We start from the raw sequence: 15,181 nt of genomic DNA on the forward strand, positions 1-15,181 counted from the left end.
AGCGCAGCTTGCAGAGAATTAACCGACGCTCGCAAGCAGGGTGTAAAGACTGGAGTGGTAGTTCAGTTGGTTAGAATACCGGCCTGTCACGCCGGGGGTCGCGGGTTCGAGTCCCGTCCACTCCGCCAGACAAAGCCCGTTCACACATACTTGAACGGGCTTTTTCATTAAAGGTGTAAGCGGTACGTTGTCCCCTTCGTCTAGAGGCCTAGGACATCACCCTTTCACGGTGAGTACAGGGGTTCGAATCCCCTAGGGGACGCCAGAACATCGGCGTCGTTCGGTTGGAAGTTTGAACGGTGCAGCAGGCTGAGAGTATGGCTCGCAGGCTGCGATGCAAAATCTGGAGCGGTAGTTCAGTTGGTTAGAATACCGGCCTGTCACGCCGGGGGTCGCGGGTTCGAGCCCCGTCCGCTCCGCCAGATTTGAGAAAGCCCACTTCGCAAGAAGTGGGCTTTTTTTATTGTGCGCCCAGCATGGGCGCACTCCTGCGAGTGCAAGTCCCGCCATAAGCTGGTCACAGCGAATGAAGTGAAGTGCAACTGCATGACGGCGGCCGAATGTGGGAAGCAAGCGTGGAGCGTAAGTCTCGAGCCGATAAACAAGAACCGCATAGAAGGCGTTGCCAAGCAGGGCGGCCGGGTAATAGACCGCGAAGCTCTCGTGACCAGGGCGAAGCGGCGTAAATGCGGTGGCTGTGCCATGAAGGAGTGCGCTCTTACCTGGGGAGATCTCGCCTCATGCCTGAAAGGGCGACGGCGTCGAGCCGGAGAGAGAAGTCAGCAGAGGCCGTAAGTAGTCACAGGACAGGTCGGTGAGACTGGAACTGGTGATGAGGGGCCAAACGGGAGGGAGTGTCCAGCGCCATGACGTGGTGGACAAGGACTGGACGGCGCGGCCACTGCTTCGTGCGCTGTGCCGACGATGCGAACGTGTATGTCCGCAGCCGTCGTGCTGGTGAGCGGGTGATGGCGCCTGGGCATAGGACCGTAACCGCTCCGTTTCTACTGCCGTTGCCGGCCGCCTCCCGGAAGGCTCGGGACAAACAGCCATTGCCAGCGCGCGCGGCCTGTTTTACCGTTTATCCGACTCATCCTCGCGGTCCTGCCATGTTCGATCCCACCGAAGCTCCGTCACCGTTTCATCTGCGCACGGCCAGCATGGACGATTTCGAGTTTGCCGAGGCGCTGACCCGCAACAACATGGGCGGCTACTATCGCCGGCATCATCTGGTGTGGCGCAGCGATCTGTTTCTCGGCAGTTGGCGCGAATCGGAGAATTTCATTCTCGAAGTGGATGGCGTGCCGATGGGCGTGCTGCGTATCACCGAGGAGGGTGATTCGCTGCATATCCGCGACGTGCAGATCGCCGAAGGATATCGTCGGCTTGGCGCCGGTACGTTTCTGCTCGACATCTCGCATCAATGGGCGCGCGAGCGCGGGCTGCGCGAGTTGCAGTTGCGCGTGTTCGTCGACAATCCGGCGGCGCGGCTCTATCAGCGCAAGGGCTATAAGCTCGCCGGGCCGCGGCTAGCGCAGCTAGGCGCAATCCGTCATCTGGCGCGGCGGGTTTGAGGCGTGCCCCGCATTGGATGGCCGACGCGCAGCGCTAGTTGTCGCCATTCACCGCTCGGCGACGTCCGTCGAACCGGCTTGATCCTGTGCCGTTTCATCATCCGCTTGCGCGTCATCATGCTCGCCGTTGCTCGCGCGATGCTCGGCGCCTCGCTCGATAAACGCGCGTGGACTCGCGCCGAACGCACGCCGGAACATCGCGGAGAAGGCGCTCTGGCTCTGATAGCCCAGTTCCTGCGCGACGTGCGACAGCGGTCGTCCCTGGCTCAACAATGGAATGGCGCGCGCGAGAATCGCCTGCTGACGCCACTGCGAAAAACTCACACCCAGCTCCTGGCGGAACAGCCGCGCGACCGTGCGCGTGCTCGCGCCCACCGTCGATGCCCACTGCTCGAGCGACTCGCCATGCATCGGGTCGGCGATCACGGCCTCGCACAGCGCGCGCAGGCGCTTTTCGCTGGGCATCGGCACGGACAGCGGCAACGGCTCGGAGCGCGTCAGTTCATCGAGCGCGAGCGCGCCGAGCAGCTGCTCGCGCGCGGCGGACAGGCCAGCCGTATCGAGCGCGGCAATCACCTCGCGCAACAGGTTCGATACTTCGACGACGCGCGGCGTATCGAGCCCGGCCGGCACCGTACTCTCGGTGATGTACAGCGTGCGCAGGAACGCATCCTCGACGGCGACCACTTCGTGCGTCACATGCGGCGGCAACCAGATTGCGCGCGATGGCGGCACCATCCATGTCGTGCCCGTCGTTGCGACCCGCAGCACGCCGCGCGACGCATACGCGACCTGCGCCCAGGCATGCGTATGACGCGCGATATGCCAGCCCGCCGGCATTGGCCGCGAGCGCACGCGGATCGGATGCATCTCGTTCGGCGCGAACTCGGGCGGTATGTCGGCGAAACGCACGCGGCTCAACAAGTCGGAGTCGGAGGACGAGGTCATGGCAAGGTCGGTTCGGATCACGGAGCTGGCAACGGCGAAGCGCGGTCGAGGCCATTCACCGCCGCGGGCATCAAGCATTGTAGGCCGTGCCCAGTTTCTGTTGCCGACGGGCCGCCGTTGCATAATGTCCCGATGGCCCCCGAGCCACCGACATCACCTCTGACCATGGAGACTCAACGACGATGCAGACCGTCTTTGTCTACGGCACGCTGCGTGCCGGTGAAACCAACGACATCAGCGAAGCCGCCGCGCGCAACGACATCCCCGCACCGAGCCTGCTCGGCAGTACCACCGTGCGCGGCCATCTGTTCGATTTTGGCGCCTATCCGGGTCTCGTCGTCGACGAAGCGGGCATCGACGTGCGCGGCGACGTCTATGAAATCGACGATGCGCTCGTCGCGGTGCTCGACGAAATCGAAGCCGTGTATCCGGGCGTCGAGGATCGTTTTCTGGCACGTGAGGTGATGGTCAAAGTGGACGGCAACGTCGTGAATTGCCGCTTCTATCCGGTCGCGCCGAGCGCGGTAAAAGGGTTGCCCGAGATCCGTTCAGGAGATTGGGTCGAACATCGACGCACGCGCTGAGCTGGTCCACGAAGGTGAGCAAAAAAAACGGCGCGCCACGTATGTCCGCGGCGTGCCGTCGTTCAAGCCGATGGGATCACCTGGCTCGAGCAGGCCCAAGGCGCTCGAGCCCGCATCATCAACACCATCAAATCTCTTCGTAAAGCGGCAGCGTCAGAAAATCGGTGAACTGCTCCGCGGTCGACATCTGCTCGAAGATCTGCGCGGCACGCTCATACGGCTTCGTATCTGCGCCCACCGTCTGTTTGACCTTGTCGAGCTCCTGCGCCGCGAGCTCGCGCACCAGTTCGACCGTCACCTTGCGACCGTCGTCGAGTTTGCCCTTCGGCGAGCGGATCCACTGCCAGACCTGCGAGCGCGAAATCTCGGAGGTGGCCGCATCTTCCATCAGGTTGTGAATCGGCACACAGCCATTGCCCGCGAGCCACGAACCGAGGTAGTGAATGCCGACGTTGATGTTGTTGCGCAAGCCCGCTTCGGTGATCGGCGCTTCCGGGCGGAAGTCGAGCAGGTCGGTCGCGGTCACGAGCACGTCGACGCGCTGCTTGCCGATCTGGTTCGGCCGATCGCCGAGCACCTTGACGAACTCTTCCATCGCGACCGGCACGAGGCCCGGGTGCGCGACCCAGCCGCCGTCGTAGCCGTCGCCCGCGTCGCGCGCCTTGTCTGAACGCACGCCGGCCATCGCCTTGTCGTTCGCGGCCGCATCGTTCCTGATCGGAATCAGCGCGCTCATGCCGCCGATCGCCGGCGCGTTGCGGCGATGGCAGGTCTTCAGCAGCAGCAGCGCGTACGCGCGCATGAACGGCGAGGTCATCGTGATCTGCGAGCGATCGGCGAGGCAGAAGTCGCGGTCGCTCTTGAACTTCTTGATCGCCGAGAAGATGTAGTCCCAGCGGCCCGCGTTCAGGCCCGAGCTATGTTCACGCAGCTCGTACAGGATCTCGTCCATTTCGAACGCGGCGACGATCGTCTCGATCAGCACCGTCGCGCGAATCGTGCCGCGCGGCACGCCGACCGCTTCCTGCGCGGCGACGAAGATGTCGTTCCACAGCCGCGCTTCGAGATGGCTCTCCATCTTCGGCAGATAGAAGTACGGGCCCGAGCCGCGCGCGATCAACTCCTTCGCGTTGTGCACCATGTACAGCGCGAAATCGAAGATGCCACCCGACACGCGCTGGCCGTCGACCTTCACGTGCTTCTCATCGAGATGCCAGCCGCGCGGACGTACGATCAGCGTCGCGGTCCTGTCGTTGAGCCGATACGCCTTGCCGTTCTGTTCGAGCGAGATCGTGCGGCGCACCGCGTCCTTCAGATTGATATGACCAGTGATCTGATTGTCCCAGCTCGGCGCGTTCGAATCCTCGAAGTCGGTCATGTAGGAGTCGGCGCCCGAATTGAGCGCGTTGATGATCATCTTGCGCTCGACGGGGCCGGTGATCTCGACGCGCCGGCACTGCAGATCCTGTGGCAGCGGCGCAATCTTCCAGTCGCCTTCGCGCACGCTCTTCGTGGCGGCGAGGAAGTCGGGCCGCTCGCCCGCGTCGAGCCGCTTCGCGCGCTCGACGCGCGCCTGCAGCAACTGCTGACGGCGCGGCTCGAACGTACGGTGCAAGGCCGCGACGAGTTCCAGCGCTTCGCGGGTGAGGATCGCTTCAAAGCCGGGCTTGATGTCGCCGGTGATTTCCATGCCTTGCGGCAACGACAGCGAATTAGCCATGTTTTCTCCTTGGTCGGTCAGATTGCAAAAATGCGAAGGTTGAAAAGGGGGAAGTGGATTGCCGAATGCGAGGGGCGCCGTCATACGCGCGGGCCGGCGCGCTTGCGACTGCCACTGCCAGGAACTTTCGTTCGACCGCCGCCGCTCGAGCGTGGCGACGTCGCGAGTGTGTGCAGAAAGTCCAGCAGATCGTTCATGCCGCTACCGGTGCCATGCGGCGTCACGCCGAGCTCTTCGACGGGCAGGTTCTGCCGGTTCAGCCAGAACGTCGTGAAGCCGAACCATGTCGCGCCCGCGACGTCCCAGCCGTTCGACGACACGAACGCGATCTCGCGCGCGGCCACGCCGAACGCGTCGGGGCCGAGCGCATACGCGGCAGGCGAGGGTTTGTATGCGCGCACGGCGTCGACCGACAGCACGTGATCGAAGAGGGCGTTCATGCCGGCGCTCTTGACCGCGATGTCGAGCATTTGCGGATTGCCGTTTGACAGAATCGCGAGCCCCACGCGTGGCACGGCGGCGGCCTCGCGCAACGCACGCAGCACGGGCACCGCGTCGGGAAATGCGGACAGGCACGCGTATTCGTCCATCAGCCGCTTTTCGGCCGCGCGGCCGAGCGTGAGCTGCAGTCTTTTCGCGGCGAAGCGCAGCGCGTCGAGCGTGATGTCCCAGAACGGGCGGTAGTGTTCGCCGGGGGCGTCGCTGCGCGCGGCGAGCGTGCGCAATTGCGTGTATTCGATCTGCTTCTGGCGCCACAGCTGCGACAGCGCGTCGCCGTGGCTGGGGAACAGTTGCTCCGCGGCGGCGATCACCGAATGCACGTCGAACAACGTGCCGTAGGCGTCGAAAATCACTGCTCGCGGGGAAGGTGTCGTTGTGGCCGACATTGCCATGCGCTCCTGTCAGAGGTCGGGATCGATTGTATTGCTGACCTTAGGTGCTAAAAAATAGGCTAAAGATCACTTGATCTTTTACTTTTTCGTCCCTAATGTGACGCGTACTGCTCACTGTTCCGCCTCGCCGCGGCGCGTATCGTTCATGGATCGTTTCAAGCAGATCGAGACCTTCGCCACTGTCGCGGCCAAAGGGAGCCTGTCCGCGGCGGCGCTCGCCGAGGGCGTCGCGCCCGCGATCATCGGCCGGCGCATCGACGCACTGGAGGAGCGCCTCGGCGTCAAGCTGCTCGTGCGCACGACGCGCAAGATCACGCTGACCTTCGAAGGCTCGGCCTTTCTCGAAGACTGCCAGCGCATTCTTCACGACATGCAGAACGCCGAGGCGAGCGTGTCGGCGGGCGGCGTGAAGGCGAGCGGCCATCTCCGGCTGTCGGCGCCGGCCGGCTTCGGGCGCCGGCATGTGGCGCCACTGGTGCCCGCGTTCACGGTCGCGCATCCGGACGTGTCGATCACGCTCGATCTGTCCGACCGTCTCGTCGACCTCGTCAACGAAGGCTTCGATTGCGCGGTGCGGCTCGGCGAGTTGCCCGATTCGTCGCTGGTGTCGCTGAAGCTCGCGGAGAACCGGCGCGTATGCGTCGCGTCGCCCGCGTATCTGAGCCGGCGCGGCGCGCCGCACAGCCTGGCCGACCTCGCGCGCCACAACTGCCTCGCGCTCGGCGCCAGCGCGAACCAGCAGCGCGGCTGGATGTTTCAGCACGACGGCAAGGTCGTGTCGATCAAGGTGTCCGGCACGATGGAGTGCTCGGACGGCGCGGTGCTGCACGAATGGTGTCTCGCTGGACACGGGCTCGCGTGGCGCTCGTGGTGGGAGGTCGGCGCGGAGATCGCGACGGGCCGCCTCGTCAGCGTGCTCGACGAATTCGCCGCGCCGCCGATCGGCATCCACGCGGTGTTCCCGCAGCGCCGTCATCTGCCGCTGCGGGTGCGGCTGTTTCTGGACTTTCTCAAGCATACGTATGGCGAACCCGGTTACTGGGACTGATGCGCCAATCTCCAGACAGACGCGAATACCCGCATTCATACGCATTACAATCGTTTCGAGCAGCCTGCACCCTGGGCTTTGTTGGACGCTGACGCCGTGCTGCGGGCAGCCGGCGACGGAGGGGATCATGTTCAGGCACATCCTGGTTCCGACCGATGGTTCAGATCTGTCACGCAAGGCGATAGCGGGCGCGATCGACCTCGCGCAGGCCGTGGGCGCCCGCGTTACCGCATACGCCTGTCTGCCGCAATATCCGTACTCGCCGTTCTCCGATGTCGTGGTCGAACCGCCCGGCGAGTTCCTGCAACGCAGCGAACGCGAGGCGCGCGTGCATCTGCGCGAAGTCGAGCATGCGGCGCACCGCGTCGGCGTCAGTGTCGAGAGCCGCACGAGCGTGCATCCGGCGCCGTATCTCGGCATCATCGAAGCGGCCGAGCAGGGGCGCTGCGACGTGATCTTCATGGCATCGCATGGGCGGCGCGGGCTCGGTAGCCTGCTGATCGGCAGTGAAACGCAGCGCGTGCTCACGCATACGAAAATTCCTGTGATCGTCTATCGCTGAATCGCTTGGCACTGCCGGCAGCGTGCCGGCATGCACCGCCTTCGAAAAAAAGCGCGCCGGCGGCGCTGCCGGCGCGTTCAGGTTCGCCGCACGCTTGCCGCGTGCTGGCTTCTTTGAGACTCTCCGGCCGTCGGCGTTCGCGCTGACGCTCTCACCAATCCAGGACGGCACGGCCCTCCCTGCGTCGGCGGCACTCTGGTGGTGCCGCTCGACGTTTGCCGATCGTTGCTGCGCTCAGGCCACGGGACTGCATAACCCGACTGGCTGATCTCAGGCGACCTTCTTGTCGAAGAACTGCTCGTTTTCCGTCGAACCGTGCAGCGCGGTCGTCGATGCTTCGCGCTCGACCGTCTGCGTGACCGCGTCGAAGTAGCCGGTGCCGACTTCACGCTGATGCTTGACCGCGGTGAAGCCTTTTTCGGCCGCCGCGAACTCCGCCTGCTGCATTTCGACGAATGCGGTCATCTGGTTGCGCGCATAGCCGTACGCGAGGTTGAACATCGAGTAGTTCAGCGCGTGGAAGCCGGCCAGCGTGATGAACTGGAACTTGTAGCCCATCGCGCCGAGTTCGCGCTGGAACTTCGCGATCGTCGCATCGTCGAGGTTCTTCTTCCAGTTGAACGACGGCGAGCAGTTGTACGACAGCAGTTGATCCGGGTACTCCTTGTGGATCGCGTCGGCGAATTTCTTGGCGAACTCGAGGTCCGGCTTGCCGGTTTCGCACCAGATCATGTCTGCGTACGGCGCATAGGCGAGGCCGCGCGAGATTGCCTGCTCGAGACCGGGCTTCGTGCGATAGAAGCCTTCGACGGTACGCTCGCCGGTCAGGAACGGGCGGTCGTTGTCGTCGATGTCCGAGGTCACGAGGTCGGCGGCTTCCGCGTCGGTGCGGGCGAGCAGCACGGTCGGCACGCCCGACACATCGGCGGCCAGACGCGCGGCTGTCAGCTTCGCGACGGCTTCGCGGGTCGGCACGAGCACCTTGCCACCCATGTGACCGCACTTCTTGACCGATGCGAGCTGGTCTTCGAAGTGCACGCCGGACGCGCCCGCTTCGATCATCGCCTTCATCAGTTCGAACGCGTTCAGCACGCCGCCGAAACCGGCTTCCGCGTCGGCCACGATCGGCGCGAAGTAATCGACGTAGCCTTCATCGCCCGGGTTCTTGCCTTCCGACCACTGGATCTGGTCGGCGCGCGTCAGCGTGTTGTTGATGCGCTTGACGACGAGGGGCACCGAGTTGGCCGGATACAGCGACTGGTCCGGGTACATTTCACCGGCGACGTTGGCATCCCCCGCGACCTGCCAGCCCGACAGATAGATTGCCTTCAGACCAGCCTTCACCTGCTGCATCGCCTGGTTGCCGGTCAGCGCGCCGAGCGAGTTGACGAACGGCTCGTTGTTGACGGCGGCCCACAGCTTTTCCGCGCCGCGCTTCGCGAGCGTGTGCTCAGGTTGCACCGAGCCGCGCAGACGCACCACGTCTTCGGCCGAGTAGGTGCGCTTGACACCTTTCCAACGCGGGTCCGCTTCCCATTGCTGCTTGAGTTGCTGCACTTGCTGTTCGCGGGTCATGGTCATGATGTGCTCCTTCGATGCCAGTTATGGAGGATGGGTGACTCTGTCTTCTCGAAGCGTCGGGCCCGGAGAGGCGTTCTGTTTCGTGAAGTCTTATATAAGAGTCTAGGCAAATCGAAGGACGCGCAATAGACGCCGCAAAGCGTTTTTCCAATATTTATTTTTATATAAAATCAATGACTTGATGCTTGCGTTTCGCGATAAGAAACGATATTTTCCCTGTTGCAATAGTCCTTCTTGTGCCTTGCAGCATGATTTTTTACGACGCAAAAAAATTTTTTACATCGTGAAATTTGGGGCGGGCAGTCGATAGACGAAAAAAAACCGGCGCCGAGCGCCGGTTTTCTTCAGTGTCACGGACGGCGCGAAACCATCCGGTCGGTCAGGTGGGTCGCTATTAGCTGCCGCGACGTGCCGAACGGGGACCGTCGTTGCGGCGCGCGCCGTAGCCGTCGCGCGAGCCACCGCCGAAGCCTTCGCGCGAACCGCCGTGGCTTTCGCGCGAGCCGAAGCCTTCGCGCGAACCGCCGGCCGACTTGTTACCCCAGCCGCCGCCGTTGCTGTTGCCGGTGCCGTTACCGTTGCGCGAGCCGCCGTAGCCGCCCGGCTTGCCCGAGCCGCTGCCGAAGCGACGGCCGTTACCACCGCCAGGACGGCCGCGGCCGCCGAAGCCAGGACGGCCGTTGCCCGAGGGCGCCGCCTTGCGCGGCTCGAAGCCTGCGACGACGTTGACCGGAAGCGGCGTGCGCACGAAGCGCTCAATTCGCTTCAACGCGCCCTGTTCGGCGTGATGCACGAGGCTCACGGCGATACCCGAGCGACCCGCACGGCCGGTACGGCCGATACGGTGCACGTAGTCTTCGGCGAACTTCGGCAGGTCGTAGTTGAACACGTGCGTGATGCCCGGGATGTCGATACCGCGAGCGGCGACGTCGGTCGCAACCAGCACGCGCACGCGGCGCTCGCGCAGTGCGCGGATCGTGCGGTTACGCGCGCCTTGCGGCAGGTCGCCGTGCAGCGCGGCCGATTCGAAGCCGGCGTCGGCCAGACGGCCCGCCAGCTGGTCGGCGTCCATCTTGGTGGCCGTGAAGACGATGGCCTGGTCGAGGCCGTCGTCACGCAGCAGATGGTCGAGCAGACGGTCCTTGTGATCGCGGTCGTCGACGTAGTGGACGGTTTGCGCGATGTTGGTGCGCTGTTCCATGCGCTGGACGATCTCGATCCGCTCCGGGTCCTTCAACAGACGGCCGGTCAGCGAACCGATCTTGCCGTCGAGCGTGGCCGAGAACAGCATCGTCTGGCGCGTAGCCGGCGTAGCGGCGACGATCGTTTCGATGTCTTCGATGAAGCCCATGTCGAGCATGCGGTCGGCTTCGTCGAGCACGAGGATCTGCAGTTGCGACAGATCGATGCGGCCGCGCTCGAGGTGGTCGATCAGACGGCCCGGCGTTGCGACGAGGATTTCGGGGTTCTTCGCGAGCAGCATCAGTTGCTGGCCATAAGCGACGCCGCCGAGAATGCTGAGGGTGCGCAGGCGCTTCAGGTGCTTGCCGTACGTCGCGGCGGCGGTCGTGACCTGCATCGCGAGCTCACGGGTCGGGGTCAGCACCAGCATGGTCGGACGCGCGACCGGCTGCGGACGGCGGCCGCGGCCACCGTCGGCCGGGCGCGGTTCGCGCGGCTGGCTCGCCTGCGTCTTTTGCAGCTGCGAGAAACGCTCGATGGCGGGCAGCATGAACGCGGCGGTCTTGCCCGAGCCGGTCGGGCTCGAAACCAGCAGATCGCGGCCGGCGATCGCTGCCGGCACCGCGCGTTGCTGCACCGGCGTCGGATGCTCGTAGCCGGCGGCGGTCAGCGCGGAGACGACGTCCGCGGACAGGCCGAGCGACGCGAAGGTCGGCTTGGCGTCAGCCTGCGCGGCGGCTTCGGGAGCGGCGGGCGAAAGACCGAGTGCTTCGTCGCCGATGGCGTTCAACGGGCTGCTGGAGGTATTGCTCAAAGTCATGTGAATCCTTGAAAACGATCCTGGGTGGTTCATCGGATGAAAACGTCAACGCCAATCGGCATACCCAAGTCGTCGGATTCAGCGAGCAAAACAGCAGCGAGCAAATCGAAAAACGGGGGCAACTCGCGACAATGAAGGCGAGTTTTTCGTTAGAAGCTGTATCGGATGCGACGTGCCAACATGGCGAGTCGCCAGCCTGGGACTTGAGCCCGGAGTGGGCTAGGCAGAAGGGGACAGGTTCTAAACTGGATTGGAGCAAACGCTATGGACGCTGCGCCGCGAGGACCGCTGGAAAAGACGGGCAAAGCAGTGAAGCGCAGGCAGGATTATAGCGACATTTGCTGCACTGCGCCACCATTCAGGCAGTTCCGAGAGAAGAAAGTGCCGGAATGAAGTAGGCGAGTGAGGGCGGCGGCCCGGAGCTTCGTGTCCGAAACCGCCGCGAGGCGGTCGCAGCATTGCCAGACGGCCATTTCGGCAGATGATTGGCGCGCCGGAAACTCAGGCCGCGGTGCCGCTCTTCAGCGATTCGACGAGTTCGACGTATTGCTGCTTCGCAGCGTCCTGCGTGGTGCCCTTGAGCGCCGCCCACGCATCGTACTTGTATTTGCCGACGATGTCGGTGAAGCCCGGCTTGTCGCCGTGCACGTCGCCTTCGCTCGCCTGCTTGAAGAGCGCATAGAGACGCAGCAGCGTCAGGTTGCCCGGACGCTCGGGCAGTTGCTTGACGTCTTGCTGGGCTTGCTCGAACTGGGAATTGATGTCGGTCATGGTCGTTTGGCCCGCGTGGCGGGATAGATGAGATCGGCCGAAAATCATAGCAATTGCCCGCCGCCCCGGGACCGAGGGCTTATTCCAAACGATGGCGGCCGCGAAGCCGGGCAGCGCGGCTGTGCAAACCACGATTCAGGCGCACCGCGCCGATTACAATACGGTCCATGACTCAAACAGTGCTCCTTGCCCTCGATACATCGACCGAGTTCTGCTCGGCGGCGCTCGTGTCCGCGCCCGTCGATGCCGCCGGTCAGCCCAGCGCCGAACCGCGCGTCTGGGTTCGTCACGAACAAACCGGCGCGGTGTCCAGTACCCGCCTGCTGCCGGCGATCCGCGAGCTGTTCGACGAAGCCGGCCTCACGCTGGCGGATTGCGACGCGATCGCGTTCGGCTCGGGTCCGGGTTCGTTCACCGGGCTGCGTACGGCGACCGGCGTCGCCCAAGGCCTCGCGTTCGGCCTGAAGCTGCCGGTCGTACCGATCGGCACGCTGCTCGCGTGCGCGGAGAGCGCCCGCCTGCGCGATCCGTCGACGACGCGCGTGCTCGCCGCGCTCGACGCGCGCATGGACGAAATCTACTGGGCCGACTACGCGTGGGACGACACGCAACACGAATGGCGCACCGTGCAGGCGGCGACGCTCGATGCACCCGAGCGGCTCGTGCTGCCCGACGTGCCGTTCACACTCGCCGGCAACGCGGCCGCCGCGTTCGGCGAGCGCTTGCCGGCGGTCGCGGCCGCGCGGAGCGTCGATGGCCAAGCGTTGCCGCATGCGTTGCCGCTCGCGTACGCGGCGCTGCGCGCGTTTCATGCGGGCCGCACGGTGCGCGCCGATCAGGCCGCACCCGAGTACGTGCGCGACAAGGTCGCGCAGACGACCGCAGAGCGCATGGCCGACAAAGCGGCGAAATCAGCCAAAGCGGCTCATAGCGCCGAGCAGTCCGCGCAGCACGCGCCCGATGGCGGCTCCGGCCAACCGTCCCACGACGAGGCGCGCCCATGAGCGGCGTGCTGCTCACGGACCGCTACATGTCGCCGATGACCGAAAGCGACCTGGACGAAGTCGCCGCGATCGAGAAACTTGCGTATGAGTTTCCGTGGAGCCGCGGCAACTTCGGCGACTCGCTGCGCAATGGCTATTTCGGCGTCTGTCTGCGTCACGTGACGGGGACGTTGATCGGCTACTGCGTGCTGATGCCAGTCGTCGATGAAATGCATCTGCTGAATCTGTGCGTCACGCCGCAAGCACAAGGCGCCGGCGCAGGCCTCGCGCTGCTGCGCGAGGCGGTGCGCATCACGCACGCGGAGGGGCTCGAGGGGCTGCTGCTCGAAGTGCGGCCGTCGAATCGTCGGGCGATCCGGTTGTACGAGCGCTTCGGCTTCGCGTCGATCGGCCGGCGCAAAAATTATTATCCGGCGCGGCATCGCGGCCGGGAGGACGCGATCGTGATGCGTCTGTCGTTAGCCACGGAGGGCGCAGATGGCGCTGCATGAATCGGTGCTCGAAGAATTCGGACTCGCGCCGTTGTGGGTGCGTCGCGGACTCGCGGCGCGAGAGGAGGTCGGGCAGCGTGATGCGCTGCAGTCGCCGCGGGAACACGCGGAAGACTTGCGTCGCGCGGAGCCTGCGACGCAGACCTCGCGCGAACCGCTGCGCGCGTCCGCCGAGGTGCAGCCGCCGCAAGTGCAGCGCGAATCCACGCCGCGCTTCGACGAAACTGCAGCGCGGCGCGAAACATCAGAATCGCAAACTGACTTTTCAGCCCCGCCGACTTTCGACGCCCCTCCCGAGCACGACTTCGCGTGGTTCGACGATCCAACCGCATCGGCCCCCGCGCCCGCCGAAGCGCGCCGCGACGCGCCCGCGCTGCCGTCTATCCACACACTCGACTGGGACGCGCTCGCCGAGCGCGTCGCCGGATGCGAGGTGTGCCGGCTGTGCGAGAAGCGCACGAACACGGTGTTCGGCGTCGGCGATCGCGAGGCCGACTGGATGCTGATCGGCGAAGCGCCCGGCGAGAACGAGGACCGTCAAGGCGAACCGTTCGTTGGCCAGGCCGGCAAGCTGCTCGACAACATGCTGCACTCGCTCGCGCTCGCGCGCGGCACCAACGTGTATATCGCCAACGTGATCAAGTGCCGGCCGCCTGGCAATCGCAATCCGCAGCCGGACGAAGTCGCGCGTTGTGAACCTTATCTACAGCGTCAGGTGTCGCTCGTGAAGCCGAAGCTGATCGTCGCGCTCGGCCGTTTCGCCGCGCAAAGTCTGCTCAGGACCGACGCGAGCATTTCGTCGTTGCGCGGCCGCGTGCATACGTACGAGGGCGTGCCGGTGATCGTCACCTATCACCCGGCCTATCTGCTGCGTAGCCTGCCCGACAAGGCCAAGGCCTGGGCGGATCTGTGCCTCGCGCGTGCCACGTGGCTCGCGAACGGCGGCGTGCCGTCGAACGAATCAAAGTGACGATGCCCGAGGGACCGGCGGCGCGCATGCCCGTCGCGTTTGTCAGCCGCGCGGCGCTTCTCGATACCTTGCTGGGTTTGCGTGGCGATGCTTCCGTCGATGCGCTGCGCGATCCCGCTGTCCGCGATCTCGCGTGGCTGCTGCTCAGTCCCGATCTGTTGCGCCCTCAGCTTCCCACAGGCGCGCTCGCCGATCCTTTCGGCACGCCGCAGGAATTGCAGGCCACGCTCGACTGGCTGCGCGCGCTCGACGCCGCGCCGGCACTTCTGCGTCAGGATCTCGCGGCAACGCGTATCACGCGCCTTGGCCGCTACGCCGAACGCCTGCTGGGCTTTTTCCTTCGTCATGGACCGGCGACGCAACTGATCGCAGCGGGTGTGCCGCTACGACATGCGGGCCTCACGCTCGGTGAATGCGATTTCCTCGTGCGCACGCGCCAGGGCGCGCGACTGCATTGGGAACTCGCGGTGAAGTGCTATCTGCATGCGGGCGATGCGAATGGGGCAGAGGCGGCGCGTCTCGCCGATTACGTCGGCCCCAATCTGAAAGACCGCCTCGATCTGAAGCTCGCGCATCTGCTCGATCATCAGTTGCCGCTCAGCGCACGCGAGGAATTTGCCTCGACGGGCTATGCGGGCGCGTGGACGCCGCAGATGTTCGTCAAAGGCTGGCTGTTTTACCGGCATGGCGAGATGCCCACCGATCCTGCCGAACTCGATCCCGCGCACGGTCGCGGCTGGTGGGTCACGCATCGCGACTGGCCGGCTTTCGCGTGCGCGCATGCGCACAGGTGGCGGGTGTTGCCGCGGCTCGAATGGCTCGCGCCGCAAGATCGAACGCAAGCCGGTGCGGACGACACGTGGTACGTCGACGCAAACACGCTCGCCGCGCGGATCTCACCGCAACAGGGCCCGACGATGGTCGCCGGATCCATCGAAGACAACACGGGGTGTGTACTTGGACGCTCGCGCGGCTTTATCGTGCCCGACGACTGGCCCGAGCACGCGCGGCGTTACGCGAAGCAATGACGTCG

At 64.9% G+C, this 15,181-nt stretch carries 15 protein-coding genes, 3 tRNA genes and 1 pseudogene; 13 read left to right on the forward strand and 6 right to left on the reverse strand.

Translation table 11 applies throughout. The features are described 5' to 3' along the window. Window positions 1–51: 51 nt before the first annotated feature. From F6X40_RS24110 to F6X40_RS24125, 5 genes and pseudogenes are all read left to right on the forward strand, one after another. Window positions 52–128 (forward strand) — tRNA-Asp (locus F6X40_RS24110). A gap of 61 nt (window positions 129–189) precedes the next feature. Then, window positions 190–265: transfer RNA gene (locus F6X40_RS24115), tRNA-Glu, on the forward strand. Window positions 266–345: 80 nt separating this feature from the next. Continuing rightward, a tRNA-Asp gene (locus tag F6X40_RS24120) sits at window positions 346–422 on the forward strand. A gap of 468 nt (window positions 423–890) precedes the next feature. Then, window positions 891–974, forward strand: a pseudogene (locus F6X40_RS42500) (group II intron reverse transcriptase/maturase); the annotation flags it as partial. Window positions 975–1,109: 135 nt separating this feature from the next. Next, window positions 1,110–1,574, forward strand: coding sequence for a GNAT family N-acetyltransferase (locus F6X40_RS24125; protein WP_018417609.1), 465 nt, complete (start codon window positions 1,110–1,112; stop codon window positions 1,572–1,574). Between the two features lie 48 nt (window positions 1,575–1,622). Here the strand turns inward: F6X40_RS24125 and F6X40_RS24130 are convergent, their stop codons facing one another. Then, window positions 1,623–2,522, reverse strand: coding sequence for an AraC family transcriptional regulator (locus tag F6X40_RS24130; RefSeq protein ID WP_187629520.1), 900 nt, complete (start codon window positions 2,520–2,522; stop codon window positions 1,623–1,625). Window positions 2,523–2,704: 182 nt separating this feature from the next. Between F6X40_RS24130 and F6X40_RS24135 the strand changes: the two genes are divergently transcribed. Then, on the forward strand, window positions 2,705–3,106 hold the full coding sequence (locus tag F6X40_RS24135; protein ID WP_184066255.1) for a gamma-glutamylcyclotransferase: 402 nt from the start codon (window positions 2,705–2,707) through the stop codon (window positions 3,104–3,106). Window positions 3,107–3,233: 127 nt separating this feature from the next. Here the strand turns inward: F6X40_RS24135 and aceB are convergent, their stop codons facing one another. Beyond that, window positions 3,234–4,826 carry a malate synthase A gene (gene aceB, locus F6X40_RS24140; RefSeq protein WP_187629521.1) on the reverse strand — a complete coding sequence of 531 codons (1,593 nt, stop codon included), beginning with the start codon at window positions 4,824–4,826 and terminating at the stop codon, window positions 3,234–3,236. Window positions 4,827–4,906: 80 nt separating this feature from the next. After that, window positions 4,907–5,713 carry a haloacid dehalogenase type II gene (locus F6X40_RS24145; RefSeq protein ID WP_184066249.1) on the reverse strand — a complete coding sequence of 269 codons (807 nt, stop codon included), beginning with the start codon at window positions 5,711–5,713 and terminating at the stop codon, window positions 4,907–4,909. 151 nt (window positions 5,714–5,864) lie between these two features. Between F6X40_RS24145 and F6X40_RS24150 the strand changes: the two genes are divergently transcribed. Then, entirely contained in the window at window positions 5,865–6,767 is a 903-nt protein-coding gene (locus F6X40_RS24150) for a LysR family transcriptional regulator (RefSeq protein WP_184004033.1), read from the forward strand. A 127-nt stretch (window positions 6,768–6,894) separates the two neighbouring features. Beyond that, complete coding sequence (locus tag F6X40_RS24155) at window positions 6,895–7,329, forward strand: universal stress protein (RefSeq protein WP_090800630.1); 435 nt, start codon at window positions 6,895–6,897, stop codon at window positions 7,327–7,329. A 270-nt stretch (window positions 7,330–7,599) separates the two neighbouring features. Here F6X40_RS24155 and aceA read toward each other — a convergent pair whose 3' ends face one another. Next, window positions 7,600–8,904: an isocitrate lyase gene (gene aceA / locus F6X40_RS24160; protein WP_187615533.1), complete on the reverse strand. Its 1,305-nt coding sequence runs from the start codon at window positions 8,902–8,904 to the stop codon at window positions 7,600–7,602. Between the two features lie 400 nt (window positions 8,905–9,304). Next, window positions 9,305–10,912: a DEAD/DEAH box helicase gene (locus F6X40_RS24165; RefSeq protein WP_187629522.1), complete on the reverse strand. Its 1,608-nt coding sequence runs from the start codon at window positions 10,910–10,912 to the stop codon at window positions 9,305–9,307. A gap of 8 nt (window positions 10,913–10,920) precedes the next feature. Here F6X40_RS24165 and F6X40_RS24170 point away from each other — a divergent pair, with 8 nt between their 5' ends. Further along, a complete protein-coding gene (locus F6X40_RS24170) occupies window positions 10,921–11,244 on the forward strand; it encodes a hypothetical protein (RefSeq protein ID WP_184066241.1) in 324 nt (107 codons plus the stop codon). A gap of 169 nt (window positions 11,245–11,413) precedes the next feature. Here F6X40_RS24170 and F6X40_RS24175 read toward each other — a convergent pair whose 3' ends face one another. Then, on the reverse strand, window positions 11,414–11,683 hold the full coding sequence (locus tag F6X40_RS24175) for an acyl-CoA-binding protein (protein ID WP_187629523.1): 270 nt from the start codon (window positions 11,681–11,683) through the stop codon (window positions 11,414–11,416). A 167-nt stretch (window positions 11,684–11,850) separates the two neighbouring features. On the opposite strand from F6X40_RS24175, the gene tsaB reads away from it, so the two are divergent. The 4 genes from tsaB to F6X40_RS24195 are packed head-to-tail and all read left to right on the forward strand — an operon-like array spanning window position 11,851 to window position 15,176. Beyond that, window positions 11,851–12,687, forward strand: coding sequence for a tRNA (adenosine(37)-N6)-threonylcarbamoyltransferase complex dimerization subunit type 1 TsaB (gene tsaB / locus F6X40_RS24180; protein WP_187629524.1), 837 nt, complete (start codon window positions 11,851–11,853; stop codon window positions 12,685–12,687). Then, complete coding sequence (gene rimI / locus F6X40_RS24185) at window positions 12,684–13,178, forward strand: ribosomal protein S18-alanine N-acetyltransferase (RefSeq protein WP_187629525.1); 495 nt, start codon at window positions 12,684–12,686, stop codon at window positions 13,176–13,178. The genes tsaB and rimI overlap by 4 nt, the downstream gene beginning before the upstream one ends. Then, a complete protein-coding gene (locus F6X40_RS24190) occupies window positions 13,165–14,148 on the forward strand; it encodes a uracil-DNA glycosylase family protein (RefSeq protein WP_187629526.1) in 984 nt (327 codons plus the stop codon). The genes rimI and F6X40_RS24190 overlap by 14 nt, the downstream gene beginning before the upstream one ends. Further along, window positions 14,145–15,176 carry a DUF1853 family protein gene (locus tag F6X40_RS24195; protein WP_410452511.1) on the forward strand — a complete coding sequence of 344 codons (1,032 nt, stop codon included), beginning with the start codon at window positions 14,145–14,147 and terminating at the stop codon, window positions 15,174–15,176. Before F6X40_RS24190 ends, F6X40_RS24195 begins: the two co-directional genes overlap by 4 nt. Window positions 15,177–15,181: the final 5 nt, after the last annotated feature.

The sequence above is a fragment of the Paraburkholderia sp. UCT31 genome (assembly GCF_014397655.1).
Lineage (GTDB): Bacteria > Pseudomonadota > Gammaproteobacteria > Burkholderiales > Burkholderiaceae > Paraburkholderia > Paraburkholderia tuberum.

Coding starts and splice junctions, on each gene's coding strand:
- F6X40_RS24130 (WP_187629520.1), bottom strand. CDS start 2,522: ATGACCTCGTCCTCCGACTCCGACTTGTTGAGCCGCGTGCGTTTCGCC.
- F6X40_RS24165 (WP_187629522.1), bottom strand. CDS start 10,912: ATGACTTTGAGCAATACCTCCAGCAGCCCGTTGAACGCCATCGGCGAC.
- F6X40_RS24190 (WP_187629526.1), top strand. CDS start 13,165: ATGGCGCTGCATGAATCGGTGCTCGAAGAATTCGGACTCGCGCCGTTG.
- F6X40_RS24155 (WP_090800630.1), top strand. CDS start 6,895: ATGTTCAGGCACATCCTGGTTCCGACCGATGGTTCAGATCTGTCACGC.
- aceA (WP_187615533.1), bottom strand. CDS start 8,904: ATGACCCGCGAACAGCAAGTGCAGCAACTCAAGCAGCAATGGGAAGCG.
- rimI (WP_187629525.1), top strand. CDS start 12,684: ATGAGCGGCGTGCTGCTCACGGACCGCTACATGTCGCCGATGACCGAA.
- F6X40_RS24175 (WP_187629523.1), bottom strand. CDS start 11,683: ATGACCGACATCAATTCCCAGTTCGAGCAAGCCCAGCAAGACGTCAAG.
- F6X40_RS24125 (WP_018417609.1), top strand. CDS start 1,110: ATGTTCGATCCCACCGAAGCTCCGTCACCGTTTCATCTGCGCACGGCC.
- F6X40_RS24135 (WP_184066255.1), top strand. CDS start 2,705: ATGCAGACCGTCTTTGTCTACGGCACGCTGCGTGCCGGTGAAACCAAC.
- F6X40_RS24150 (WP_184004033.1), top strand. CDS start 5,865: ATGGATCGTTTCAAGCAGATCGAGACCTTCGCCACTGTCGCGGCCAAA.
- aceB (WP_187629521.1), bottom strand. CDS start 4,826: ATGGCTAATTCGCTGTCGTTGCCGCAAGGCATGGAAATCACCGGCGAC.
- F6X40_RS24145 (WP_184066249.1), bottom strand. CDS start 5,713: ATGTCGGCCACAACGACACCTTCCCCGCGAGCAGTGATTTTCGACGCC.
- tsaB (WP_187629524.1), top strand. CDS start 11,851: ATGACTCAAACAGTGCTCCTTGCCCTCGATACATCGACCGAGTTCTGC.